Raw genomic sequence first — 24,640 nt, 5'->3', positions numbered from 1 at the left:
ACCAAGGGAAAAACTGAAATTCTCTACGCCGGTAAGGGAGTTTTTCAAATTCTTTATGTAACTTTGCAAAAACAATTGCACTTGCGGGTTGACTCTTTATATTTTGTTGCAGGATATATATTGAAAAACAAATATGAAGATATTTTACAAAATAAGAAAATTTTGTATATGGGGGGGGTAATCTCGACGATTTTCATATTACTGACTTCAAACGGTTTACAGCATCAGATTGCTTTTCAAAGAGTCGGGTTGCTTGAACTGTCACATCTGACAAATCACAACATCATCAGTCTTTGGGGATTCAGATATATGTATATAGCATCATCGGTGCTGATAAGCGCAATGGTTTTACTTTTGGCTTCCGGCAACCAAATAATTAAAAAAGTGGCAATATACGGACAAGGAACGCTATTCATCTATTTTTCTCATATATTTCTCTATCCAATAGTATCAGGAAATAATCCGTCTTTTCTCCAATCCTTGCTACTCACTATAGTAGTCCTTTCAACATTGACATTTTTATCAACAAAAAAATGTTGTGTGTTAACAATGAATCCTATCAGCAATATGATAAATAGAAGAAAGATATAACTATGTCAATCCAATCACAAAATAACAAACGTTTAGCCAAGAACACATTGATTCTATATGCTCGTATGTTGGTAACAGTGGGCATCAGCTTCTATTCTACTCGTTTGATTCTTTACAATTTAGGAGTATCGGATTATGGTGTCTATAATGTTATAGGAGGCTTTGTATCCATGTTTTATATGGTGACAGCTACCATGACACAGGCTGTAAGCCGTTTCTTAACTTTTGAATTAGGTAGGAATGATGCAAAAAGATTGCAGCAAACATTCTCTACATCAGTCAACATTCTCTTGTTACTTGCCTTGGTGGTGGTGGTGTTGGGGGAAACTATAGGCTTGTGGTTTGTCAATGCGAAGTTGAATATTGAACCTGACCGTATGACGGCTGCAAACTGGATTTATCAATTCTCGCTTCTTGCTTTTATTCTTGAGATGCTCAGTGTTCCTTATAGTGCTTCTGTTATCTCGCATGAAAAAATGGGCACATTTGCTTTCGTCACCATAACCAAGGTTTTTTTGACGTTTGGCATCGCCTTGTCGCTTGCTGTCAGCCCCATTGACAAATTGGTTTTCTATGGTATTCTTGTACTTGCTGTATCTGTTTCCATCCAGCTGATGTATTGGATATATTGTAGGAAGAATTTCCCTGAATGCCAATACTCTACACATATTGATAAATCCTTATTTAGAGACATGTTTGGTTTTGCAGGATGGAACTTTTTGACAACTTGCGCTTCCATGCTCAGTAGTCAGGGAGTGAGTATTATGCTGAACATGCATTTTGGTACTGTAATCAATGCCGCACGTGGTGTGGCTTCTCAAATCAATGGTACAGCGGGTTCTTTTTCCCGAAACTTTACTACAGCATTGAATCCACAGATAACAAAATCGTATGCAGCCGGAGATATAGCATACACAACTAAATTAGTTTGTAGAGGAGCAAAGTTTTCCTATCTGCTGTTTCTGTTCATAGCTCTGCCTTGCATGCTCGAGGTTGATTTCTTTCTCTCCAAATGGTTGGCAGAGGTTCCTCCTTATGCAGGTGTCTTTGTCCAATTGGCATTGCTTAATACTTTAGTTGAAATATTATTGAATTCAAGTGAGACCTTGAACAGAGCTTCTGGAAAAATACGCAATTTTCAGATTATTGTGAGTGCAGCTCAATTGTTGATACTCATAGCCTCATATATAGTACTAAACATAAGCAATAATCCTATTTGGGCTGTTGCTATGACAAATATTATATATCTGTTAATATTCATCCCACGTATTACGGTCAATAAGCCTTTCATTGGAATAACTTTTGGTTATTTTTTCAAACATGTGCTAAAAGGCATTCTGATTGTAACTGTTATTTCTGCTATGGCTTGCTTGTTATTCCAATTTTATACAGAACAAGGATGGGGGCGGCTGGTGGTTACTTGTATTGTGTCAACCATCAGTATCGTTATTACGTCCTACCTTTTTGCTCTGACAAAAGGAGAAAGAGAAAAGATTGGTTATTTTCTTGAAAAAAGACTTCAGTTGAAAAAATAAAACAGATATGTTCAGAAATAGAAACATATTAATGTGCCTTGCCATTTGTGGTGTTGTCTGTTATCATTTATGTTTACGTGGTATTCCTATTGGCCGTTTAAACGTAGGATATATGGGAGTGGATATTTTTATGTTATTAAGTGGTTATGGTATCGCAAAATCACTTGACCGAAATTCTACAAAGCAATTTTATATCAATAGAATACGTAAGATAATCCCTCTATGGCTTATTATGATAAGTGCAGCGTATGCAATAAAATTATCGGGGGGGGGTAAATCTTGGTATAGATGTACTTTTGCTTAATATGACATCGCTTTCTTTTTATTATAATCCAGACTTATTACCCGAATGGTATCTTTCCACGTTAATCATGTTTTATGTTGTCAGTCCGTTGTTAAAGAAACTTCTGGAGAAATACGGTTGGGGTTTGTTGATACTTGTCGGTTTTGCTGTTGTGTTGGAAGAAGAATACTTTGGGAATGGAAGATGGCAATATATGAATGCTATTGCCCGCTTTCCTCTCTATCTGTGTGGGATGCAGTGTGCCATAAGTAACAAAGTCAATTTGCCGTATAAGGTTACAGTCCTCTTATTCTTCGTGAGCATTGCTTTCTTTTTTCAGGGGCTGCATTATTTGTTTTCCACATGTGCTGTGTTCCTCGTTGTTCAAATTGCAAATATACTTATAGACAAATGGGGAGTTCTCAAGAACAAACTTTTCAATTGGATTGGCTCACACACTTTGGAGATATATGTCGGCAATACTATAGCAGCGGAAATAGCAGGACAGATTTTCTCTCCAGAAATGGATGTTTTGATAAAAGTTTCAGTAGATATCATGATGACAATAGGATTGTCATTGCTACTTTGGAAAATTAATTCACAACAGCTAAAAGTATGATGAAAAAATATTGGCAATATATCAAATGCACACTTCTATGCCGTTTCAACAAAGATATTAATGTTGGCATGAATACGAAAATAAAGTGGATAAAATATGCCATTAAGAAAGAAAGTGGAAATAAAATTATATTTGAGAATAGTAGCATATCTCATTGCTGTTTCAGAATAAACGGATTTAATAATAAAATCGTTATTGACGAAAATGCTAAGATTGTTTATTGCAGTTTTTCCATAACTGGAGATAATAATGTGGTACATATAAAAGGAAGTGCTGGTACTCTGCATTTGACAGTTCGAGGAAGTAAATGTCAGATGCAAAGTGGTGTCAAATCAAGTATGGAAAATTGTTATATGATTTGTATGGGGCAAGGTAATTCTATTACAATTGGTGATGATTGTATGTTTAGTGGAGGAATAGAGTTGTGGAATAGTGATACTCATCTAATTACCGACCTTGAGGGATTGCCACAAAACCCGTCATTACCAATTGTGATTGGTAATCATGTTTGGTTGGGTAAAAACGTAAAAGTGCTTAAAGGAACAACCATTGGTGACGGCGCCATTGTCGGAATGGGTTCGGTCGTGACAAAAGACGTGCCTCCTCATGCCATTGCAGCCGGTAATCCCGCCAAGATAGTTAAGACAGACGTGAAATGGACAAAAGGATTCATCAACATATAATCAGTCTAGGAATAAGTCAAGAACATGAGTCAACGTAATTATAGTTTTGATAGTCTGAAATGCCTATTGGCTTTTTTCGTCGTCTGCATCCATAGTCCTTTAGTATTCGGCACTCATTTGAAACCATTGTTCTGTGTTGCCGTACCACTGTTTCTCATGATTAGCGGGTGGTTCCTCCATGACATGTTACCCGACATAAAAGCAGGCTGAAGAAAAACATAAAGCGTGTTTTGTGGATAACAATTGCCGCCAATTTGTTCTACATAATACCTCAATTCATAAAGTATCTGCAAAATCCGGAGTTTGTTTTTCTTAGTAAAGGCATGGCATTCAGATTCATCACACAAGGTTCTCCTCTTTTCATGCCATCCGGTTTTCACTTGTGGTATCTTGGTACATACTTTTATACTTTGGTGATATTCTTGCTCCTATGCAACTTGAAACACTACATATCCATACTGAAATGGTTTGTACCAATATGTTTCCTGATAGGTGCCTTTAAGCATTGTCACAGTTTATATGTCATGATAAGTGATGCTGGCTGGGATTATGCCGATTTGAATTTAGGGCTGCCATTTGAAACTTGTACAACAACCGGTATTCCCTATTTTGGGGCTGGAATGCTATGCCGATATATACATGAAACCGGATTCAAAGCAAGTAGCAAAACCACCTTAATACTGATAATCAGCGTATTAATAATGGGGGGGGTAAATTCTATAGAATATGAATGGATTCTTTCATTGCCACACATTGATTTGTCAAGCATCGGTGCGCCCCTATTTACTCCCATCGTATCTGTTATGGTCTTTATTCTTGTTGCAAATTCCCAACAAACAAAGCCTACGTTGCCCTTCAACATTGGTGAGAACTATACGTTATTGGTGTATGTATTGCATGTTTTTGTGATATTCCTTATCACACAAGTAATCAAAGACAATCCCGTTTTAAATCAGGTCTATGATAATAGTGGAACCATAATCGTTTTTATGACAACATTGCTCCTTTCATACACTGTTAAAACACGACAAGGAAAAATCTTCCGACAGAATAAACATAACGATCCAAATATGAAAGAGCAACAATCATAGAAGCAAAATGGCTTGATTTCAATAATCATTCCGATATATAATGTTGAGACTTTCATTGAAGAACGAACCAACGGAGAATATTCCAAGTATTTTATAGCCCTCAACTCTTACTGAATTTTAAAAGAAATAGAGACTATACTCAAACATTAATATCATCAAATAAACATTTAAAATATATTATCATCTTATGCTTTATGTTGTCAACTATGCGGATGCCGCTTTTGAACATGCACGCAAGGTAAATTCCACATCAGCCGTAGAAATAGGTAAGGCTGACACTGTGATGGAATATCATCCCGATGACATTAAAGATTTCATCGCCGCCAATCCTGAAATATTTAAATATAAACGCGGTTCTGGGCTGTGGGCATGGAAACCATATATTATATATGACGCTCTGCTGAAAATAGAAGATGGGGACTGGCTATTCTATTGCGACAGCGGTGCGGAAATCATCAATGATATCCATTATTTGATTAGCCAGGCAGAGAACGATCATGAGAATAAAATGGTGTTTCAGTTGACCTGGGCTTCTGCTCATAAATACACAAAGGCAGAAACATTTGAGTGGATGGGATGTGATGACAGAAAGCATTTTCAAGTGCTTGCTACATGTTCATTGTGGAAAAAGACATCTGATAATCTTACTATTATAAAAGAATGGTTAGATGCTTGTTGCGAAGAGCGTTTGATTTCCTCCAAGCGCTTTGATGAATCTATACCTGAGGATCCTGCCTTTATATCTCATCGTGAAGACCAATCGCTTTTTGACATTGTTGTCCGCAAGCATGGTATCCGCCCTTACCGCGACCCATCTGACTATGGTGTACGCAGCTATTTTTGGCATCCGTTGGGGAAAGATGAACGAAAAAGCGACTATCCCGTAGTGGTTCTGTCGTTCCGGCGTGCCAATGCGGTGAAATATAAGAAAACCTATTTTCAACGCTACCGCCTGTGGTGCTTGTGTTTGGGGCATTACGGCATTTACCGCAGGGTGAAGAAACTATTGATAAAGGTCGGAATGCTAAGACGCGAGCCTTCTGGTGTGGGAATATGATAGTGGTATATATGCTTTGCCCCAACTCTAAGCATTGTGAATATAAAAATACCTTGAAAGGAGCTATATCTCTCAATGATGGATGGCGTTTTCGTCAGTTTTTGAGGGAGTTTCCGTAGTGAGCTATTTTGTTTGTATTTCAAATTGAATTATTAGTGTAAAAAATGTTATTCTTGTATTACGACACCTATTGCATGTGCAAGTAAACCTGCAGAATCTTCGGAATCCGTATGAGAAACCACTAACACGAAAATCGCATGGTGGAACCGTATCAAGATAAAAGGTATGCTAATGCTGAGATTTATAAAACCTCTCTCTGACCAAGATAGGGAGAGGTGAAATGAAATCGTCTAGGCTGTGTCGGCACACTACTCCGAAAATTGTGGCACAAGCCGCGCCCGAAATACATGAAAGAACTACACAACACCGTGCGGAGGGCAGACTCCACCTGTTGTGGGGAAGTTTTTAGAGAATATATTTCAATAATCACATAAATAAATCATCATACATGATACCCAAAATTATTCATTATTGCTGGTTTGGTAAAGCAGACAAGCCACAAAGTGTATTATATTACATCGCCACTTGGAAGAAGAATCTTCCTGACTATGAAATCAGAGAATGGAATGAAACAAACTTTGATTATAGGCAATGGAAATTCTGCCGTGAGGCTTATGCTGTAAGAAAATACGCTTTTGTTGCCGACGTATGCCGTATGTATGCTTTAGTAAGTGTTGGTGGTATCTATCTTGACACGGATATTGAAGTCGTCTCGTCTTTTAATCCTTTTCTGAATCATCAATCATTTATTGGATTGGAGGATGAAGGGAAACTCAATACTGGTTGTATCGCAGCAGAAGCCAACACTCCATGGGCAAAAGGCTTTTTAGAGTCATATAAAAAACGATGTTTCATTAATCCGAAAGGGCGACATTTAAGCTGGCCTAATTCATATTTGCTGAAATTATATTTAGACAAAAGCGATTCAAAGCCAATTGTTTATCCTTTGGATTATTTCTGTGCCAAACACTATACAAGCAGAAAATTGGCAGTGACAAAAAACACAGTGTGTATCCACCATTACGAAGGCACATGGCTCAATGAGAAGCTGACTATTATAGAGAGATTGAAGAATCTATATAAGAAATTCACTTGCTAAATGTATGATTAAGAAAATAATACGCAAATTAATCATGAAATGCTCTGTCAATTGGTATAACCCATTCATGAGCATCATGATAAATTTCTATCATTTGCCATTCAAACAAGCGTGCCGTCTTCCTATCGCTTGTTATGGCAAACCACGTTTTATATCGATGCATGGAGCTATTTGTATAGATTCGGATGATATACGTTTCCGAATGATAAAGTTAAATGTAACCAAACGCAATCCATATCATAGCACTGGGCCTTTTGAATACGTAAATGATGGAGGAACGCTTCGTTTTCTTGGGCCAGTCACAATGTCTACAGGGTGTCGCATTATTATGTACTATGGGGGGGGTGGTTTCTATCGGTAAACATTCTGTTATGAATAATACAAATATAGGGTGCTCTAAAAGCATAACAATAGGACAAAATGTAAGAATAGCTGGTGGCGCAACTATTTATGATACAAATTTCCATTTTATTTACAATAAGAAAAAACATTCTGTAAAAGACATTTCTGGACGTATTGTAATCGGAGATTACGTATGGGTTGGAACCAATGTATACATAGCTAAAGGTACAACAATGCCCAAAGGATGTATAATTGCGGCCAATTCAATTGTTTCACGTCCAATAGAGAACATAAATGAGTACAGTATCATTGCAGGGCATCCTGCAAAAGTAGTAGCAGAAGGATATGTTCGTATATTAGGTTCACTTGAAGAACATCTTTACAAACAGTTTGCCACAGAAAAAAAACAAGAGATTTCTATAGAATACGAAGTCTAAAACAAAAATGATATTTATAAGATGAAGATAAGTTTGAGAAAAATGCATGCTATTTTCTTCAAAGCCTTATTTGGGGATTGGAAATATAATTTAAGACTGCAACATAGGGTAGAAAGGAAAGACATTCTCCCTCATTATGAAAAAGCCAAGGTGAGTAATTATCATATTTCCAACGAAATCGTATTTGTCAACAATGGTTGGACATGGCATGCTGGACTATGTGATAGACTGAGGGCTATCACAACGCTATATGGTTGGTGCAAGTCTACAGGAAAGAATTATAAAATCTATTTCACCCACCCTTTCTTATTGCAAGATTATCTAATCCCGTCAGAATATGACTGGTTGATAGACAGTGAAAGTATGCGCTTCAACCTGCAACAAGCCAAACCTATCAGAATGATGTTTGGTCCTGATGTGGAACGATTACGTTTAAAAGGGGAGTTATATTCTTTAATGGAAAAATGGATTAGCAATCAATTGACAGACGATAATAAGCAAATACACTTCTATACAAATTTATTTACAGCAAATACATTTAAATACTTTGGAAAAGACTTTAACGAACTGTTTAAGCCTGCTCTAAGATTGCAACAAGAAATTGACTACCATTTAAGCCAAATAGGAAGTAAGTATATCTCCATCTCATTCCGCTTTACAACCCTATTGGGGGATTTTGAGGATTGCACTGGTAAGCCGTTGCCTGTAAGAGAACGGGAGGTGCTGATAGAGAGATGCCTAAATGCTGTTGCCGAGATAAGAAAAAACGCCCCAGTACACGATAAGATGCTTGTCACTGCCGACAGCCCTACGTTCGTGAACAAAGTAAAAGATTTACCTGACGTTTATGTAATACCGGGAAAGGTAGGTCACATCGATTATCAGCATAATGATGATGTGAATATGAAGACGTTCCTCGATTTCTTCATGATTTCCAAGGCTGAAAAGGTTTACCTGGCGCGAACCGGCAAGATGTACAATAGCGCATTTGCAAAGACCGCTGCCATGGTGAATGACAGGCCGTTTGAGGTTTTTGAATTTTAATCAAATAAAATAATGACTCCAAAGATTTCCATATTGGTTCCCGTCTACAACGTGGAAAAATACCTCCAACGCTGTGTGGATTCTGTACTTGCACAAGACTTCACGAATTGGGAAATGATACTCGTTGACGATGGCAGTCCAGACCGCTGTCCGCAGATGTGTGATGCGTTTGCGGAAAAGGATGTGCGGATAAAAGTTGTGCATAAGAAAAACGGCGGACTGGTATCCGCCCGGAAAGCCGGGTTTGAGCAAGCCAAAGGAGAATATCTGATGTTTTTAGACTCTGATGATAGTCTGTTACCTAAAGCCTTAACCATTCTATATGATGCAATTTTGTCCAAAGGAGCTGATGTTGTTAAGGGAACACATATTTTGAGGTATCCTGCCAAAGATGTTGTGGATTGTCCTTTGAAACATAATTATATTATAAATACCCCGGACGAATACGTCCAATGTCTATTGAATTATGAGATACATCCTTATCTGTGGGGCGGTATTTATCGCAAAAAACTGTTTAACTCTGATGTGTTCAAAGAACTCTTGGATTTTTCTGTAGGTGAGGATATCTTAACCAACATGTCTATAGCCTTAAATATAAAAACATATTGTACGATTGACGATACAGTGTATGTCAATGGAGTAAATGCGGCATCCATGATGCACTCTAATGTATTGTCATACGAGTATTTAAAGCGAGAGAGCAGCAAGATATGTTCAATAGTAGCAGGTTATAACGAAGAAACATGTAATACAGCAATCAGACACTCTATAATATCCTATATCAAAGCATTATTTGCTCCCGAACTAAAATGGAACGATACAATATATAATGAGGTGCGTTTGTATGAGCAATATCATCGCAATGAATTATATCAGCACATTGATAATAAGTTTCTTCGCTTTATCAATAACAAGTTATTATATAAAACATATACGAAGATATACAAAATTTTATTCCTCAACTTGCGTCTTCACGGGAAGAAAAGGAAAATAATATATTAAACCTATGAAAAAGATATTCATATATGCCACATGCTGGCGGTTTATACTCCATTGGATTTATTTCAAAACAGCAAGAAACAAGAATATAATATCCGCAGATTTGAAACGCAATAGCAAACAGTTTATGGGAGGCAATGAGTCTGATGATTTTTTTGCATTGTGCTATCTGATGACATTCTATACCATGTTTCGGAATATATTTTATGCACGTGTTGGTAAATATCATCATTTCTATGCAAAGTTCTTAGGATTTTTTGCTGTATCACAGAATTTTTTGGATATTTCTGAAACTTCAGAAATAGGTGGTGGTTTGTTTGTGCAGCATGGATATAACACAATTATTTCTCCTGCCAAAATGGGAAATAATTGTTGGATAAATCAGGGCGTAAGTATTGGACATCGTACAGAAGTGGGACAACCGGAGATTGGCGACAATGTGAGAATTGCTGCAGGCGCTTTAGTGCTTGGTGCTTTGAAGATAGGAAGAGGGGCAACTGTTGCTCCTGGTGCAGTGGTGATGCGTAACGTTCCTCCTTATGCAATTGTCATTGGAAATCCCGCCAAAGTCATAGGATTCAATATGACTCCTGAAGAGGTTGTGGCATTTGAGGAAAAAGAATATCCTGAAGACAAGCGTATCCCACTTAAGAAATTGGAAAAAAACTACAATAAATATTATATAGACCGCCGAGAGGAAATAGCCTCAATGATGTAATCATTTTAATAATTCATGAAAGATGTATACATTAAAAGAATACAAAAGAGCGATTAAGAACAATAAAAAAGAAGGTAAGAACCTGAAAATCGCAATTGTTGGCGATACCGCCACACAGTTCCTTACAACTGCCATTCATGGCGAGATGATATTGCGTGGTTACAATGTGGATGTTTATGAGGCAGACTACAATCAAGTGGAAATGCAGGTGATGAATCCACAGTCTGAACTACATGTTTTTGAAGCAGATTATACTGTCATATTCCAATCAACACACAAACTGTTAGAGTATCATGGGGAATTGAGGAATCAAGAACAAGAGCTGTTGGCGCAGGAACGGCTGGACTTTGTTAGGACTATGTGCGATCAGCTTCCGGGTAGAATCGTTTATTATAACTATCCAGAGATAGATGACACTGTTTTCGGCAGCTATTCATCAAAAATCCCCAGTTCATGGAATTATCAGGTATGCAAACTTAATATGGGGCTTATGGAATTGTCGCAACAATATCCACAATTGTTTATTTGCAACCTTTCCGGGGTACAAGCCAAATTGGGGCGTGAAATGATGTTTTCACCTTCTTTATACACGAATACAGAGATGGTGCTTAGTATAGATAGCTTACCTTACGTTGCTTCACGTACTGTTGACATAATAACTGCTGCCGACGGCCAATTCAAAAAATGCCTGATTATGGATCTTGACAACACACTATGGGGTGGTGTCGTAGGCGATGATGGCTGGGAAGGCATACAATTAGGTCATGGATTAGGCATAGGAAAAGTATTTACAGAATTACAACAATGGATTAAAAAGCTGAAGAACAGAGGAATAATACTCGCTGTATGTTCTAAAAATGATGAAGATAAAGCTAAAGAACCATTTTTGAAAAATCCGGAGATGGTGCTTAAATTGGATGATATTGCTGTGTTTGTTGCCAATTGGGAAAATAAAGCGGACAATATCCGTACCATACAGCAGATACTAAACATTGGTTTTGACTCTATGGTGTTCATTGATGATAATCCGTTTGAGAGGAATATGGTGAGGGAACACGTACCAGGAGTCACAGTACCTGAATTGCCGGAAGATTCAAGTGATTATTTGGAGTATTTGTACTCGTTAAACTTGTTTGAAACAGCATCTTACAGCGCAGGTGATAAGGATAGAACTAAGCAATATCAAATAGAGGCTCAGCGCGTCTCTGCTAAGAACAGTTATACCAATGAAAAGGACTTCTTGAAATCCCTGAAGATGCACAGCGAAGTGAAAGGGTTTGATAAGTTCAATACTCCTCGTGTGGCACAATTGTCACAACGCAGTAACCAATTCAATCTGAGAACCGTAAGATACACGGAAGATGAAATTACCGCCATCGAGAACAATAACGATTACGCAACCTTTTCTTTCACATTGAGCGATAAATTTGGTGACAATGGACTGGTATGTGTCATAATAGCAAAGAGATTGGATTCTGAAACTCTGTTTGTCGATACATGGTTCATGAGTTGTAGGGTGCTAAAACGTGGAATGGAGCATTTCACGCTGAATACACTCGTAGAATGGGCACGACAAAACGGATATAAAAAAATCATAGGTGAGTATCTGCCTACTGCAAAAAACAGAATTGTCGCCGAGCATTATCCTAACCTTGGTTTCACGTCAATCGATGGAACAACTACTTCGCAGTTTGTGTTGGATGTTGATAGCTATGAACCTAGAACATGTTATATAAATGTCAAAGATTGATTTATTTAAGAATATGCAAACTGTAAAAAAACAGTTTGTTGTCACACAAGATGTGTATGTTGCTTTCCAAAGATGTAGCGGGGACATGAATCCATTGCATACGAATGAGTCCTTTGCCAAAGCAAAGGGTTTTCCGGAATGCGTGATGTATGGCAACATCATCAATGCTTTTGTATCAACTTTAATCGGAATGTGTCTTCCTACACCAGATGTAATAATTCATTCACAGGAAATTCAATATAAAAATCCTGTGTTCATGAACGATGTGCTGACAGCCGAGATGAAAACAAATGATGTTTTTGAAAGCGTCAACGCTGTTGAACTGAAATTTTGGTTCAGGAACGCAATTGGTAAGATTGTTTCAAAAGGGAAGGTTCAAATAGGTATATTAGCATGAATATCTTAGTAACAGGAGGCACTGGTGGAGTCGGTAAGGCTGTAGTGGAATTGTTGGCCGCAGACAGCAATAACCTTGTATATTTCACATACAGAGGCTCAGAAGAAAAAGCACAGGAAATCATTTCCAATTACAAAAACACGGTAGCATTCAAGTGTGACCAGACCTGTCCCGAAAGCATATGTCAATTATGCGATGCTATTAGCACGTGGAATCTTGATGCATTGGTAAATAATGCATGGACGGGAACTCCGGAAGGCGTACGGTTCCATAAGTTAACTAGTGAGATGCTTATTGATGGCTTTAACACTAACATATTGCCATTGGTCAGCATTACTCAAATGGCTTTGGAAACATTCCGCAAAAAAAAGAATGGAAGAATTATAACTGTTCTGACTGCCTCGCTTGTAGGAGTGCCTCCATTGGGCTATGGCAAATACGGGGCAGAGAAAGCGTATATAGGGCAATTAGCAAAGACATGGAGCAAGGAATACATAAAATTTGGCGTAACAAGCAATTGTGTATCTCCGGACTTCATGCAAACAAGTTTTACCTCAGATACAGATGAACGTGTTATAGAACAAATGACGGCGAATCATCCACTGAAAGAAATACTTACTCCCAAACAAGTGGCAGAGGTTATCTTGTCATTGCTTAATGCGCCAAAGCATGTTAATGGTGTAAATATACCTATAAATGCAGGTGTTAATATTTTATAAACTCTTTAAAATCAAGAAAAATGGAAAAGAATGAAATCATGGCGGAGATTCAAGAAATCTTTCGTGACGTATTGGACAATGAAGGCATTGAACTGGCGGATGATACAACATCTGCTGATATTGAAGAATGGGACTCTCTGAGTCATATACAATTGGTTGTGGCTATTGAGAAGCAATTCAAGCTGAAATTTACCGCTGCACAAATCGGTGGTTGGCATAATGTCGGTGCCATGTGCCAAGACATTGCGGAAAAATGCAACCAATAAAACTCAGACAGTTCATTAATGGAACTATTTAATGCGATATTTCTTCTTTTGTTGGTTCTAGCATTCAAAAGGGGAAAAAATAATGATGTTCTAAGCCTTGAAACATGCAATGTCCTAAAAGGAATAGCCATAGCTGGGGTATTCGTAGGACATTGCAGCAAGGTTTTCACAGGAGTATTTCTATATAAATGGTTTTGCTCTTTAGGCTTGTTTTCTGTCAGCCTTTTCTTTTTTATTTCAGGATATGGACTGATGTGTGGAATAATAAAGCAAAAGGAAAATTATCGAAAGGGTTTCATATGGAAACGAATCTACCCTTTGCTTGTAACATATTCACTTGCGATTTTGCTATATTATGTGTTAGGGGGGGGGAAAATTAACATATAGAAATGTTATTTTATGTGGATATGTGCCATTTAGCTGGTATATATTGTCAATTACAGTTCTTTATTCAATGACATATATATCATTATTAATAAGTGGTAAAGGTGTTTTTGTTATCGGAATAGTCTCGCTATTATTATGCTTTTTTATCGCGGTTGTTTCATTAATGGATAACTTACCTTATACCTTATTGGGCGGAGGACAAATGATCACGTTTGTCATAGGAATGGCTGTATCATATTTTGACAGATTGAAGATAATTAAATATGGATGGCTTCCTCTAAGTATCTTGTTTGCTTTCTTTTGGAGTGTCCAGTTGACTACAAAATACGCACATTGGTCTCCATTGTTATATGACGCAGGACAATATATCATGTCTTACACATTTCCATTCGTCCTATTTGGGGCATTACGTTTTTTATCTTTGAGGGCGAAATGGAAGCAAGTATGGTTGTGGGTGCAAAAATATACATTGGAAATTTACCTGGTTCATGGGTGCATCATGTTTTATGTAGTAAACAACAACGGATGGAATATTAATAGCGAGATATTAATATTTATTATATTTGCTGCGACATTGTTGTTGGCATTAGTATTTAAATTCATTCAAAACAAAGCGATAAGCTTATTATACAGGTAGATGAGCAGTTTGAAACAAGTTTATAGAGACATAAGAATCAGTTTTGGGAAGAGATACCGTTGGATTACGTTTTTTTTCTTGTTATGGATATACCGAACTATTTTTATGGCTGCCGGAGATGGAGGTTTTGCGCAAGCCTTTCAAATAGTTTCTCTTTTCGGTATGCTGTTTATAGCCTATTCTCATAACAAGCGAGAGGTAACAAGGGTGTTCAATGTGTCAAATCCTGCAATAAACACTTTCTTGTTCTTCAGTTTCTATGCTTTATTAAGTGCCACATGGGCTTTTATGCCAGCGTTCTCTGCTTTTCTAAGCGTACAGAATTTTATTTTAATGGCTTTGGCATTTTGGTTGTTAAGTATGCCTAGAACATTTGCAGGAGTAGAAAAGTGTTTGGTGTATTTAATCTTGTCGATGGTCTTTGTCAGTGCAATCGGTGGGCGATACAATATAGGATGGCCTATATTCATTCATTTGTTACAGACTGGTACATGTTCTGCCATGTGTTTTGCTTATTGCTTTGCAGAATGGATAAAAGAGGAAAAGGATAAAAAGCGTTTGCTTTTTTTAAGAGTATCTATGCTGATAAGTCTTGCATTCCTTGTTACGAGTACTTCGAGTGGTGCCAATGCCTCTTGTGTAGCAGGAATTTGTGTTGCCATGTTGTTCAGCGGACATGCTGCATGGGGAGCTTTGGTTGCTTGTGCCGGTGGTCTTGCATTTTTGCTTCAAGATCAGCTTATGGATTTGCTTTTGTTGATTATGCCTGGCAAAAACAAAGATATTGTGGAGAGTGCCACCGGGCGTGCTATCCTGTGGGAACAAATATTGTATTTCGCGGCTCAAAAACCTATTTTGGGGTGGGGCTTTGCCTGTGCAGAACGCGTGGTATCTGTTAAGGGTACTGTTCTGTCTCCTGATGCGCATAACAACTATATAGGTTTTTATGGAAGTTTGGGATATATAGGATGTTTTTTGGCGGGAATACATTTCATAGCATCGTTCTTTTTCTTTTTTACGAATAGTATTAGGCGTGGATATCTCGGTTTACTGTGCGTATTGGTGGTGGCACTGGTAAACGGATATTCATACGGATTTCTATCAGGAAAAGCATGTATTATAACTATTGCGTATTTCGCTATGATTATGGCGGGATACCATTTCAAAAGAGTACAACGCCTTGAACAATTGATGAGATAATGAATAAAGATTTAAGTATAAAAATCAGTATTGCAGGTTTTGTCTGCACTATAATGGTAGTGTATAGGCATTCGCTCAATTATCTTGCGTTCTTCCATTCGTGGAGTGGGCAAGGAGTGAGTGGAACTATGGAAGACTTTTTCATGTGTCTGACCCAAATAGCCGTTCCGTATTTCTTCATGGTATCCGGCTTTTTCTTTTTGGGAAAAAACTATTATGAGCAGCAGAGCTATAGGCAAATGATTGTCAAAAAAATCCATACGTTGTTTATTCCCTTTATCATTTGGAATGTGGTAGGGGCATTGTGTCTGCTGCCTTTTGACAACAAAATCATTGGCACGGATATATTATCGGTGATTCAGAATTTGTTTGGAAGCCATTGGTACGGTCCGCTGTGGTATGTTAGGGATTTAATGATTGTGATGATGTTATACCCTGTATATGGCTGGTTATTCCGCATGAAATCGTTATTTCCGATATGGCTGGCTGTTGCCGTCTTGTTCTATTTGTGGATACCTATAGACTGCTCAGTTTTATCCTCCGAATGTCTGGTGTTTTTTGCATTGGGAGGATTGATAGGCAAATACCCGGAAGTGCTGTATGTCAGAATATCACTTGCGTCAAACATTGTTGTTACGGTCATTTGGCTTGCTGCCTGTTTTACAGGTATAATGAATTTTAATGAATGGACGCACAAACTGACAGATATGGTAGGTATTGTGGCGTTTTGGCAATTGTTGAACCATATACCGGAGATATGGCGACAGAAAGCTCTGAGTCTTTCGGCTTTCTCATTCCTTATCTATGTGATGCATTTCTATCCAATGAAATTATTCAAACAATGCATCGCACATTTTTTTTATGGTAACGATGTAGCCGCAACGCTAACATACATATTATTGCCGATTATTATTTCATTTTTAATAATACTGATTGGACAAGTTTGGATTAAAATATCTAAAAGAACTTATTCTATAGCAACAGGAAACAGGGCATGAAAGAAACAATGTATCTTATCCGCGATGATAGCAACATAATAAAAGGAGTGCTTATCCTGCTAATTGTATTGGGACATAACCACTTTCTGATGGAAGGAGAGTATACGAGCATGCAAATCCAATTATACAAATTCCACGTTATTGGATTTTTCATATTGCCATTCTTCTATAAAATGAAAGTTGACACGAGTTGGGGACACATGAGGGATATTGTTATCAGAAACTGGGTGCCTTATCTCTGGGTGTTGGTCGTGTGCTACATTACAGGTTGCATTTATTTCAACAAAGCCGGGTTTGGATGGGGGTACATATCATCTGTTTTTTATGGTACGCAGACACATTTGAGTAAATACTACAGCTTTGTGTTCCCTTGGTTCTTGCCAACGTATTGTTCGTTCTTTATTCTGTACCTTTTGTCTTTGAAATTCAAGTGGCTATATGGGACTATTATACTTTTGTCAGTTGCTACATGGGGATGTACTTGGGAAGAATTTTACATATTCAAAGATACAATGCCATTAGGTGTTGGGCTGGCTATAGGATATTTTGCATACGGCTGGATAGCGTCAGCTTTAAATTGTTTGTCTGTCTATATGAAATATATAGGAGCCGTTGTGTTTATTGCGATAAACATATTACAGTTTATGAATATACGTGTGCCTAATGGGAATATATTGCTTGTGCCAACGTTCTTTCTGTTTCTGTTGGCATTGCTGCCACATATTAATTTCAAGTGGCTAATAATAATAGGAAGAAATTCTTTGGGTATATATTTATTCAATATGTTCATCATAAACATCTTATGCCTGCTCTTACCAAACAATCTTATTACAGGAGTATTAATATTCATTGTGTCAGTTGGCTTATCATTATCTCTTTCTATAATTATTAATAAAATAACATTCTTAAGAAAACTTTTGTTTCCAAGTAACATTAAGGATATAAAAACAGCTTTTAACTCCAAATAGTATGAAAGTATTATATTGCAATCCTATATTTTTGGATTATAGGTTACCTTTCTATAAACGATTGGTTGAACTTTTTGATGGTGATTTCCATGTTATGTATTCTACTGTTCGTTATAAATTAAGGCATAACGAGCATTTGCTGCAACAAATACCAGATGTTTTGGGCAAAAATGCTTTACCTTTTGAAAATGAAAGACTCTTCAATACACATGAGATGTCTTTCAAAAAATATAACGGTGAAAAAGGAAAACGAATTCCCATTACAAAAGGGTTGTTCAAAACAATAAAAAAAGTAAAGCCAGATGTGCTTATAACGGAAGGCTTTTTCCAATGGACACCATTGCTAATCTTATATTCTTTTATTCATCGAATTCCAATCTTCATAGGCTATGAACGTACCTGCCATACGGAACGTAATACAAAGTGGATAATGAATCTATACCGAAAATTCATTAATATATTTGTGACAGGGTATCTTGTCAATGGAAGCGAAACAAAACGCTATTTGCTACAATTGGGAATCAAAGAAGAAAACATATCCATTACAGGAATGAGTGCCGACAGTACATTGCTGAGAGAAGGTATCGCATCGATGACTGATGATGAAAAAGAAACATTGGATCGTAAGTTCGGAAAGGAAATAAAATATTTGTTTGCAGGACAACTTGTAGAGAGAAAGGGAGCTAAATTTCTGTTACAAGCATGGCGTCAACATATAAAGAAACATCCGGATGATGCTTTAATCTTAATAGGAGACGGTCCATTGGGTTCTGTCTTGAAAGATTCTTTTGGAGATATGAACTCTGTTCATTTCTTGGGAAGGATTCCTTATAAGGAAGTCTACAAATATTATGGTGTAGCAGATGTCTTCGTATTACCGACTTTAGAGGACAATTGGAGCTTGGTAGTCCCTGAGGCTATGTCTTGCGGATTGCCTATTGCAACCTCTATTTACAACGGGTGCCATCCTGAACTTGTGAAGAAGGATGCTAACGGAATAACTTTCGACACGTATGACATCCAATCCATTGCAGATGCTTTGGAATATTTCCACCATCATGATTTGAAAGCGATGGGACAGGCGTCTATAGAACTTGAAAAACCATTCAATACGGAAAATTGTGCACAACGTGAATACGATGCTATTATCCGTAGTTTGGATAAAAAGACTGGCAAATGAACAATATCAATAATGTACATAATTGTGTAGGATGTCTATCGTGTGTTGATAGATGCCCGAAACATTGTATCCATATAGCCACAGATTCTTTGGGGCATGTACACACGCATGCAGACGAGATACAGTGCATTGACTGTGGGTTGTGTATTAAAAGTTGCCCCGCTATGCAGGAATCCGCCTACCGGAAACCGGATAAGGCGTATGCTTTGTGGAGAACAGATGATACGCTAAGGCGTCAGAGTTCTTCGGGGGGATTGGCTGCGGTGTTGTCAGAACGGATGATAGCAGAAGGTGGTATTGTTTATGGATGCGCTTTCGAAAAACCGTTTTCAGTAAAGCATGTCCGTTGCTCATCTGCAAATGACTTGGAAAAGCTAAAAAGATCAAAATACGTGCAGAGCGACTTGACTGGAATCCATTCACAATTGATGAACGATTTGAAGAGTGGAAAGAAGGTCTTATTCATTGGTACACCATGCCAAGTTGCTACCGTAGCTCTGTATGCACAGAAGTTTGCAGCCAATCTGTTTACAGTAGATGTTATTTGTCATGGAGTCCCGTCAATGCAGTTATTCAAATCAAGTTTGCCTGCTGGTATAATAGCATGCAGCATAGATAAGTTAACCTTCCGTGATGACACTGCTTACATATTAAAGATGTATAAATCAGGGAAAATAATTTATAAAAGAGAATTACATACAGATTTATACATGAAAGGCTTTTTTAAGGCTGTTTTTTGTCGAGATAGTTGCCACGAATGTAAATATGCAAAAAACGAGAGAGTCAGCGACTTGACCATTGGGGATTTTTGGGGAGTTGACAAATCTCAAATACATACAAATACAGACTATGGATTGTCACTTGCATTGGTCAACTCGGAGAAAGGACGTATTATGCTTAGGGATATAGCTTCTGAGGTGAACATGGTGGAAAGACCTGTAGAGGAAGCGATTGCTGGTAACAAGCAACTGAAATTCCCGATGAAAAAGACATGGCGGACTAAAATATTCAAATTATTGTATCCTATTTGCGGATTCAAATGCTCGGCTGTCTGTTCAATGCCTGACATTGTTCTGAAAAATTTGATTATAAGAAAATAACCAATATGAAAATACTCACTCTCACCACATACAATGTTTATAACTATGGTGCTGCATTGCAGGCTTATGCTCTGCAGACCTATCTACGCAATGCGGGGCACGATGCGGCGTTGATTAATTACCAACCGGAATATCTGACACGAAAGTATGATTACCGATGGGTAAACCCTGAGTCAAAACTGAGTCGCTATGCTGTGACGCGTGCAGCATATCGTGTGATGAAATTCCTGCAACGGCAGACAACAATGGGACGTAAACGACAGTTTGACCATTTTATCGCCTCGTATCTGGAGCAGACACGGGAATACCGTACGCTTGAAGAACTGCGCCATGATACGCCGGAAGCAGATCTTTATGTAGTAGGAAGTGACCAAATATGGAATGTGTTTTATGAGACTGGACGCGACCCCGCGTTCTATTTTGATTTCGTAACACAAGGTAGAAAGGCATCTTATGCGGCCAGCTTTTCCTATGTTGATATCCCACAGGCAGAGAAGGACAGAATTGCAGGGTATCTACAAACTTTTGATGCTGTGTCGGTCAGAGAAAAACATGGTTTGCAACTGCTTCAAGATATGAATATCATAGGGAAATGGGTTCTTGATCCTGTGTTCCTGCTGTCCGTAGAGGAATGGAAATCACTAATGACGGATTTCCAGAAGAAAGAGCCTTACCTATTGGTGTATGATTTTGAAGGTAATGATTCTTTGAAAGTATTTGCAAAGCAGTACGCACAGGAGCATGGACTGAAGATATACAACATTAATGACACGTACCCTCTGCGTTATGCAGACCGTAATTTTTCAAAAGCGGGACCACGAGAATTTCTTTCATTAATCTACAACTGCGATGCTTTTGTCAGTAACTCATTTCATGGTACGGCCTTTTCCATCTTGTTCCATAAGCCAGTATATGTATTCAATCGTCACCGCCACAAGGTAAATTCACGGATGGAGAGTTTATTAACATTATTTGATTTGAAACAATGTCAGGAACCTACTGCGATGGATGTCTCTTTTGATTGGAAGAAAATAGAAAATATTATAAAGATAGAAAAGCTGGCATCTATGGCTTTTCTTGAAAACAATTGTGGCTTATGATAGACTTATCAGTAATTATTCCAGTATATAATGCGGCTCTATTAATCAACCGTACTTTAGATTCCATTTTCAGCCAGGACACTAGTTATCGTGTGGAAGTCATATTGGTGGATGATGGTAGTATCGACAATTCTATTGAACTCATAAAGGCACGTAAGGAATCTTATATCGTTTTGCTGCAACAGCAGAATGCCGGCCCTTCTGCTGCTCGCAATAAAGGCCTGGAGGTTGCACAAGGTCGTTATTGTGCTTTTTTGGATGCAGATGATTATTGGGAAAATGGTTTTATAGAGAAGACTGTTTTATTTTTGGATAAACATGAGAAATGTGTAGCAGTCAATGTTGCACAGCGTCATATTACGGTGTCAGGGGCGTATGAGTCTCCATCTTGTTGTCATTCCTATGATGTTCCATTTATTTTGGACGATTTCTTTTTATTTTTGTCAAAGTATATGCATGTATGCACCGGTAGCGTTGTTATTCGAAAAGCGGTGATAGATGTTATTGGAGGTATGCGAAACGACCTTCGTATCACGGAGGATTTGGAATATTGGGCTTTGGTGTCAACTTATGGGCAATGGGGCTTCATTCCTGAAATCCTGTTTGTGAGTGACGGAGGCGACGTGACTCGTAGCCAAGGCTGGCTGAACAAAATGATGATTCGTTGGAATAATGCGCCAAGTATTGGTGATTGGGAAAAACGCATTATTACTCGTTTGCCAAAAGAATTACCTTTGGGATATTTGAAAGCCCGTGGACGCATATCCCGCAACCTGACTTATTGCCAGCTGCTTTCCAGCAGATTGGCTTTGAGCAGACTGGAGGCTTTGCGGTATGGGGCATATTTCCGTAAGGATGCGATAGGAAAGTTGATGAATTTTGCTAAGTACACCTCGTTGACTTGGTGGATGCTTGCAAAACTGTTGCAGTACCGTGAGTATCATAGGAAATAAGCCATATCTAAAACATCATGGTGGAATGAAACATGTGTGCATGGCACTGTTTGGCTTTTTGTTTCATTTCTTGTGGTGATGCGCAAGAAACACATTATGTATTGATAGGTGATTCTTTGTGTGAGCATTGGAATGTAAATTATTATCTGCTGGTTATGAATATAGAGAATAGAGGGATAGCTGGTATGAAAATAGAAGATTGCAGGACGAAGATATACAATGTTTCCAGTTGTTCTGTTATTTTGCTGGTCGGTACCAATGATGTGACGTTTACTGATGAGAAGAAAGTGCCAGAAGTGTGCGAACGGTATATGAATCTTGTCCGTGACATTCAGACAGAACGGATCTATTGTATTTCTTTATTACCAAAAGCCAGGCAGTATAGTTCTGTTATCAAATCTTTTAATAGGAGCGTATCTGAACAACTGAAGGCATGTGGTCATGCAACTTACGTTGATGTTTATGACGCATTTGAACATGACGGCGAATTGAACCCAAACTATACGACAGACGGCTTGCACCTGAATTATAAAGGTTATGAATTACTGTCAGCCCTTTTATTAAGGTCGATTCAATGAAGAAAATTTTTACGACAGCCATTCTAATCATGTGCATGGTCGTTTCTGTAAGTTCCCAAACTATCTTTGTGGGGCTTCGTGATAACCATTATGTGAGGGTTGGATTCGAGGAAAAGCATGGTTTTGAGGCTATGTTTGAGCATACTGTGTTTTTAACAAAATTCAAATTGCAATCTGTGAGCGTACGTTTGGGTTATTCACATGAATGGCTCCGACTTAAAGTGGATGCAGGTTTGCATGGTGGTACGCAGTATCGAAATAATTACAAGCGTGCGGGAGTTGTGGGAGGTCTGACTTACAGCCCTTTGTCTTGGTTGAAGCTGAAAGGTGCCGTGATGTATAATTATGACACTTTTTATAAATCCGACGTTTGTTTTTCCACAGCTGCTTCGCTAAGGCTTTTCAAATATGCTTATCTGGAAACCGGATATACAGACATGCCGGAATTCAGGCAATGCGAAAAACGGATTAATTGCGGTTTCCGATTTGAGGGAGGAGATCTTTGGGTACACCCTCACCTTTCCGTTCCCTTGGATAATGCAAGAAACTACATGCGTCTGCTAGTGAGTTTCGGTTATAGTTTTCATCTTTAGTACTATATACTATGGATAAAGTTTGGAAATAAAGTATTGCAAAAGGTATAAAAAATAATTGTAATGCGAAACTAATTGTAAATTTCCGATGAAACCAAAAATCTTATTTATTACACCATTGCCTCCTCCTGTCCATGGCAGTGCAATGGTTAGTAAATTCATTCAGGACAGTAAAATAATCAACCAGGAATTTGATTGCGATTTTGTGAATCTTTCCACCTCACGAAAGATGGATGAGATACAAAGCCTCAATCTTAAAAAGGTTCTTCGATTGGTGGGGATATGCTTTACTGTATTTTGGAAACTTTTGACCAATCGCTACGATTTGTGTTATTGTGCCATAGCTTGTTTTGGCATTCCTTTCCTGAAAGATGCCCCAGTCGTATTGCTTTGCAAATTATTTGGCCGCAAGGTCTTGATTCACCAGCACAACAAAGGCATGCATAATTACTGCAATAGGAAAGTCTACAAGCATTTGTACCGTCTTGTATATAAGAATTCCAAAGTGATGTTGCTGTCATGGAGACTGTATGATGATATTTCCGAAGTTGTGAATAAAGAGCAGGTTGTCATTTGCCCTAATGGGGTGGCTCCAATCGATAGGGTAGGTTCTGACAAGATGGCTGTGGACAGCAACCATGTTTGCAGATTGCTCTATTTGAGCAACCTTATTCCAACCAAAGGATGCAATGTTTTGCTTGATGCTCTTCGCATTCTAAAAGACAAAGGGGTGCCTTTTGTATGTGATTTCATTGGTGGGGATTGTCCAGAGCAAAGTGCTGATGATTTTGTTGCATTGATTCACCAAAAACAGCTTGAAGGTTCTGCTTTTTACAGAGGCAAGAAATATGGTGTCGAGAAAGAGAATTTCTACAGGAATGCAGACATCTTTGTGTTCCCAACTTTCTATTCTGCGGAATGTTTCCCATTGGTGCTGCTTGAGGCCATGCAGTACAGCCTTCCTTGCATCTCAACAAGCGAGGCAGCCATTCCCGATATTGTAGAAGACGGTGAAACCGGATTCATCGTGCATAGGAACAATGCAGAAGCATTGGCAGATAGGATAGAATTGATGATAGCGCATCCTGAAAAACGAATAGCAATGGGAAAAAATGGCAAGGAAAAGTACCAAAAGGAATTCACTCTTAATCAGTTTGAAGAGAGGATGAAGGAAGTGTTAAACAGTATTATAAAAAACGATAAAGATTATCTTAAAAATAACAGCGCAGACAATGCAAATTAATTCTCTTGATTAA

General features: G+C 38.1%; 27 protein-coding genes and 1 pseudogene. All 28 read left to right on the top strand.

Annotated features, from left to right (window positions below; all coding sequences use genetic code 11):
• Nucleotides 1-591 (top strand): hypothetical protein (locus HPS57_RS12665; protein ID WP_172183651.1); only part of this gene is annotated, 591 nt, incomplete at its 5' end.
• A gap of 2 nt (nt 592-593) precedes the next feature.
• The gene (locus HPS57_RS12660; protein WP_172183649.1) at nt 594-2,126 is read left to right on the top strand and encodes a lipopolysaccharide biosynthesis protein; all 1,533 of its coding nucleotides are present in this window, start codon (nt 594-596) and stop codon (nt 2,124-2,126) included.
• A 7-nt stretch (nt 2,127-2,133) separates the two neighbouring features.
• Nucleotides 2,134-2,430, top strand: coding sequence for an acyltransferase family protein (locus HPS57_RS12655; RefSeq protein ID WP_172183647.1), 297 nt, complete (start codon nt 2,134-2,136; stop codon nt 2,428-2,430).
• A 1-nt stretch (nt 2,431) separates the two neighbouring features.
• Nucleotides 2,432-3,028: an acyltransferase family protein gene (locus tag HPS57_RS12650; protein WP_369811537.1), complete on the top strand. Its 597-nt coding sequence runs from the start codon at nt 2,432-2,434 to the stop codon at nt 3,026-3,028.
• Between the two features lie 491 nt (nt 3,029-3,519).
• A pseudogene (locus tag HPS57_RS14590) lies at nt 3,520-3,669 on the top strand (DapH/DapD/GlmU-related protein); the annotation flags it as partial.
• Nucleotides 3,670-3,735: 66 nt separating this feature from the next.
• Complete coding sequence (locus tag HPS57_RS14555) at nt 3,736-3,921, top strand: acyltransferase family protein (RefSeq protein ID WP_369811535.1); 186 nt, start codon at nt 3,736-3,738, stop codon at nt 3,919-3,921.
• The gene (locus tag HPS57_RS12640) at nt 3,918-4,802 is read left to right on the top strand and encodes an acyltransferase family protein (protein ID WP_256378300.1); all 885 of its coding nucleotides are present in this window, start codon (nt 3,918-3,920) and stop codon (nt 4,800-4,802) included. Before HPS57_RS14555 ends, HPS57_RS12640 begins: the two co-directional genes overlap by 4 nt.
• A 187-nt stretch (nt 4,803-4,989) precedes the next feature.
• Nucleotides 4,990-5,859, top strand: coding sequence for a hypothetical protein (locus tag HPS57_RS12635; RefSeq protein ID WP_172183639.1), 870 nt, complete (start codon nt 4,990-4,992; stop codon nt 5,857-5,859).
• Nucleotides 5,860-6,331: 472 nt separating this feature from the next.
• Entirely contained in the window at nt 6,332-7,018 is a 687-nt protein-coding gene (locus HPS57_RS12630) for a glycosyltransferase (protein WP_369811536.1), read from the top strand.
• Nucleotides 7,019-7,389: 371 nt separating this feature from the next.
• A complete protein-coding gene (locus HPS57_RS12625; protein WP_172183635.1) occupies nt 7,390-7,797 on the top strand; it encodes an acyltransferase in 408 nt (135 codons plus the stop codon).
• A gap of 21 nt (nt 7,798-7,818) precedes the next feature.
• The gene (locus HPS57_RS12620; RefSeq protein WP_172183633.1) at nt 7,819-8,841 is read left to right on the top strand and encodes a hypothetical protein; all 1,023 of its coding nucleotides are present in this window, start codon (nt 7,819-7,821) and stop codon (nt 8,839-8,841) included.
• A gap of 12 nt (nt 8,842-8,853) precedes the next feature.
• Nucleotides 8,854-9,843: a glycosyltransferase family 2 protein gene (locus HPS57_RS12615; protein WP_172183631.1), complete on the top strand. Its 990-nt coding sequence runs from the start codon at nt 8,854-8,856 to the stop codon at nt 9,841-9,843.
• A 4-nt stretch (nt 9,844-9,847) separates the two neighbouring features.
• On the top strand, nt 9,848-10,558 hold the full coding sequence (locus tag HPS57_RS12610) for a serine acetyltransferase (protein ID WP_172183629.1): 711 nt from the start codon (nt 9,848-9,850) through the stop codon (nt 10,556-10,558).
• A gap of 22 nt (nt 10,559-10,580) precedes the next feature.
• Nucleotides 10,581-12,308, top strand: a complete 1,728-nt coding sequence (locus HPS57_RS12605) for an HAD-IIIC family phosphatase (protein WP_172183627.1) — start codon at nt 10,581-10,583, stop codon at nt 12,306-12,308.
• Entirely contained in the window at nt 12,295-12,705 is a 411-nt protein-coding gene (locus HPS57_RS12600; RefSeq protein WP_253946558.1) for a MaoC/PaaZ C-terminal domain-containing protein, read from the top strand. The genes HPS57_RS12605 and HPS57_RS12600 overlap by 14 nt, the downstream gene beginning before the upstream one ends.
• Complete coding sequence (locus tag HPS57_RS12595) at nt 12,702-13,424, top strand: SDR family NAD(P)-dependent oxidoreductase (RefSeq protein WP_172183625.1); 723 nt, start codon at nt 12,702-12,704, stop codon at nt 13,422-13,424. The genes HPS57_RS12600 and HPS57_RS12595 overlap by 4 nt, the downstream gene beginning before the upstream one ends.
• Before the next feature lie 20 nt (nt 13,425-13,444).
• On the top strand, nt 13,445-13,690 hold the full coding sequence (locus HPS57_RS12590) for an acyl carrier protein (protein WP_172183623.1): 246 nt from the start codon (nt 13,445-13,447) through the stop codon (nt 13,688-13,690).
• Nucleotides 13,691-13,708: 18 nt separating this feature from the next.
• Nucleotides 13,709-14,077: an acyltransferase family protein gene (locus HPS57_RS14550; RefSeq protein WP_172183621.1), complete on the top strand. Its 369-nt coding sequence runs from the start codon at nt 13,709-13,711 to the stop codon at nt 14,075-14,077.
• A gap of 742 nt (nt 14,078-14,819) precedes the next feature.
• A complete protein-coding gene (locus HPS57_RS12580; RefSeq protein ID WP_172183619.1) occupies nt 14,820-15,914 on the top strand; it encodes an O-antigen ligase family protein in 1,095 nt (364 codons plus the stop codon).
• Nucleotides 15,914-16,912, top strand: a complete 999-nt coding sequence (locus tag HPS57_RS12575; RefSeq protein WP_172183617.1) for an acyltransferase family protein — start codon at nt 15,914-15,916, stop codon at nt 16,910-16,912. The genes HPS57_RS12580 and HPS57_RS12575 overlap by 1 nt, the downstream gene beginning before the upstream one ends.
• The gene (locus tag HPS57_RS12570; RefSeq protein WP_172183616.1) at nt 16,909-17,880 is read left to right on the top strand and encodes an acyltransferase family protein; all 972 of its coding nucleotides are present in this window, start codon (nt 16,909-16,911) and stop codon (nt 17,878-17,880) included. Before HPS57_RS12575 ends, HPS57_RS12570 begins: the two co-directional genes overlap by 4 nt.
• Nucleotide 17,881: 1 nt before the next feature.
• Entirely contained in the window at nt 17,882-19,060 is a 1,179-nt protein-coding gene (locus HPS57_RS12565) for a glycosyltransferase family 4 protein (protein WP_172183614.1), read from the top strand.
• Nucleotides 19,061-19,224: 164 nt separating this feature from the next.
• Nucleotides 19,225-20,160, top strand: coding sequence for a Coenzyme F420 hydrogenase/dehydrogenase, beta subunit C-terminal domain (locus HPS57_RS12560; protein ID WP_172183612.1), 936 nt, complete (start codon nt 19,225-19,227; stop codon nt 20,158-20,160).
• A 5-nt stretch (nt 20,161-20,165) separates the two neighbouring features.
• Nucleotides 20,166-21,260 carry a polysaccharide pyruvyl transferase family protein gene (locus HPS57_RS12555; protein WP_172183610.1) on the top strand — a complete coding sequence of 365 codons (1,095 nt, stop codon included), beginning with the start codon at nt 20,166-20,168 and terminating at the stop codon, nt 21,258-21,260.
• Nucleotides 21,257-22,213, top strand: a complete 957-nt coding sequence (locus HPS57_RS12550) for a glycosyltransferase family 2 protein (protein ID WP_172183608.1) — start codon at nt 21,257-21,259, stop codon at nt 22,211-22,213. The genes HPS57_RS12555 and HPS57_RS12550 overlap by 4 nt, the downstream gene beginning before the upstream one ends.
• A 32-nt stretch (nt 22,214-22,245) precedes the next feature.
• Nucleotides 22,246-22,791 (top strand): GDSL-type esterase/lipase family protein, encoded by a 546-nt coding sequence (locus HPS57_RS12545; protein WP_369811533.1) that lies wholly within the window; start codon nt 22,246-22,248, stop codon nt 22,789-22,791.
• Complete coding sequence (locus HPS57_RS12540) at nt 22,788-23,384, top strand: hypothetical protein (protein ID WP_172183604.1); 597 nt, start codon at nt 22,788-22,790, stop codon at nt 23,382-23,384. Before HPS57_RS12545 ends, HPS57_RS12540 begins: the two co-directional genes overlap by 4 nt.
• 88 nt (nt 23,385-23,472) lie before the next feature.
• On the top strand, nt 23,473-24,627 hold the full coding sequence (locus HPS57_RS12535; protein ID WP_172183601.1) for a glycosyltransferase family 4 protein: 1,155 nt from the start codon (nt 23,473-23,475) through the stop codon (nt 24,625-24,627).
• Nucleotides 24,628-24,640: the final 13 nt, after the last annotated feature.

It is taken from the genome of Palleniella intestinalis, from assembly GCF_013166595.1.
GTDB lineage: Bacteria > Bacteroidota > Bacteroidia > Bacteroidales > Bacteroidaceae > Prevotella > Prevotella intestinalis.
The sequence above is the reverse complement of the archived record's forward strand: the minus strand, read 5'-3'. Positions and strand labels throughout refer to the sequence as shown.

Bases quoted from the DNA above. Each gene is read 5' to 3' on its own strand.
- HPS57_RS12620 (WP_172183633.1), top strand. From the start codon at position 7,819: ATGAAGATAAGTTTGAGAAAAATGCATGCTATTTTCTTCAAAGCCTTA.
- HPS57_RS12610 (WP_172183629.1), top strand. From the start codon at position 9,848: ATGAAAAAGATATTCATATATGCCACATGCTGGCGGTTTATACTCCAT.
- HPS57_RS12635 (WP_172183639.1), top strand. From the start codon at position 4,990: ATGCTTTATGTTGTCAACTATGCGGATGCCGCTTTTGAACATGCACGC.
- HPS57_RS12650 (WP_369811537.1), top strand. From the start codon at position 2,432: ATGACATCGCTTTCTTTTTATTATAATCCAGACTTATTACCCGAATGG.
- HPS57_RS12545 (WP_369811533.1), top strand. From the start codon at position 22,246: ATGTGTGCATGGCACTGTTTGGCTTTTTGTTTCATTTCTTGTGGTGAT.
- HPS57_RS12565 (WP_172183614.1), top strand. From the start codon at position 17,882: ATGAAAGTATTATATTGCAATCCTATATTTTTGGATTATAGGTTACCT.
- HPS57_RS12560 (WP_172183612.1), top strand. From the start codon at position 19,225: ATGCAGGAATCCGCCTACCGGAAACCGGATAAGGCGTATGCTTTGTGG.
- HPS57_RS12595 (WP_172183625.1), top strand. From the start codon at position 12,702: ATGAATATCTTAGTAACAGGAGGCACTGGTGGAGTCGGTAAGGCTGTA.
- HPS57_RS12605 (WP_172183627.1), top strand. From the start codon at position 10,581: ATGTATACATTAAAAGAATACAAAAGAGCGATTAAGAACAATAAAAAA.
- HPS57_RS12655 (WP_172183647.1), top strand. From the start codon at position 2,134: ATGTTCAGAAATAGAAACATATTAATGTGCCTTGCCATTTGTGGTGTT.
- HPS57_RS12615 (WP_172183631.1), top strand. From the start codon at position 8,854: ATGACTCCAAAGATTTCCATATTGGTTCCCGTCTACAACGTGGAAAAA.
- HPS57_RS12590 (WP_172183623.1), top strand. From the start codon at position 13,445: ATGGAAAAGAATGAAATCATGGCGGAGATTCAAGAAATCTTTCGTGAC.
- HPS57_RS12660 (WP_172183649.1), top strand. From the start codon at position 594: ATGTCAATCCAATCACAAAATAACAAACGTTTAGCCAAGAACACATTG.
- HPS57_RS12575 (WP_172183617.1), top strand. From the start codon at position 15,914: ATGAATAAAGATTTAAGTATAAAAATCAGTATTGCAGGTTTTGTCTGC.
- HPS57_RS14555 (WP_369811535.1), top strand. From the start codon at position 3,736: ATGAGTCAACGTAATTATAGTTTTGATAGTCTGAAATGCCTATTGGCT.
- HPS57_RS12550 (WP_172183608.1), top strand. From the start codon at position 21,257: ATGATAGACTTATCAGTAATTATTCCAGTATATAATGCGGCTCTATTA.
- HPS57_RS12625 (WP_172183635.1), top strand. From the start codon at position 7,390: ATGAATAATACAAATATAGGGTGCTCTAAAAGCATAACAATAGGACAA.
- HPS57_RS12580 (WP_172183619.1), top strand. From the start codon at position 14,820: ATGGCTGCCGGAGATGGAGGTTTTGCGCAAGCCTTTCAAATAGTTTCT.
- HPS57_RS12535 (WP_172183601.1), top strand. From the start codon at position 23,473: ATGAAACCAAAAATCTTATTTATTACACCATTGCCTCCTCCTGTCCAT.
- HPS57_RS12570 (WP_172183616.1), top strand. From the start codon at position 16,909: ATGAAAGAAACAATGTATCTTATCCGCGATGATAGCAACATAATAAAA.
- HPS57_RS14550 (WP_172183621.1), top strand. From the start codon at position 13,709: ATGGAACTATTTAATGCGATATTTCTTCTTTTGTTGGTTCTAGCATTC.
- HPS57_RS12600 (WP_253946558.1), top strand. From the start codon at position 12,295: ATGTCAAAGATTGATTTATTTAAGAATATGCAAACTGTAAAAAAACAG.
- HPS57_RS12555 (WP_172183610.1), top strand. From the start codon at position 20,166: ATGAAAATACTCACTCTCACCACATACAATGTTTATAACTATGGTGCT.
- HPS57_RS12540 (WP_172183604.1), top strand. From the start codon at position 22,788: ATGAAGAAAATTTTTACGACAGCCATTCTAATCATGTGCATGGTCGTT.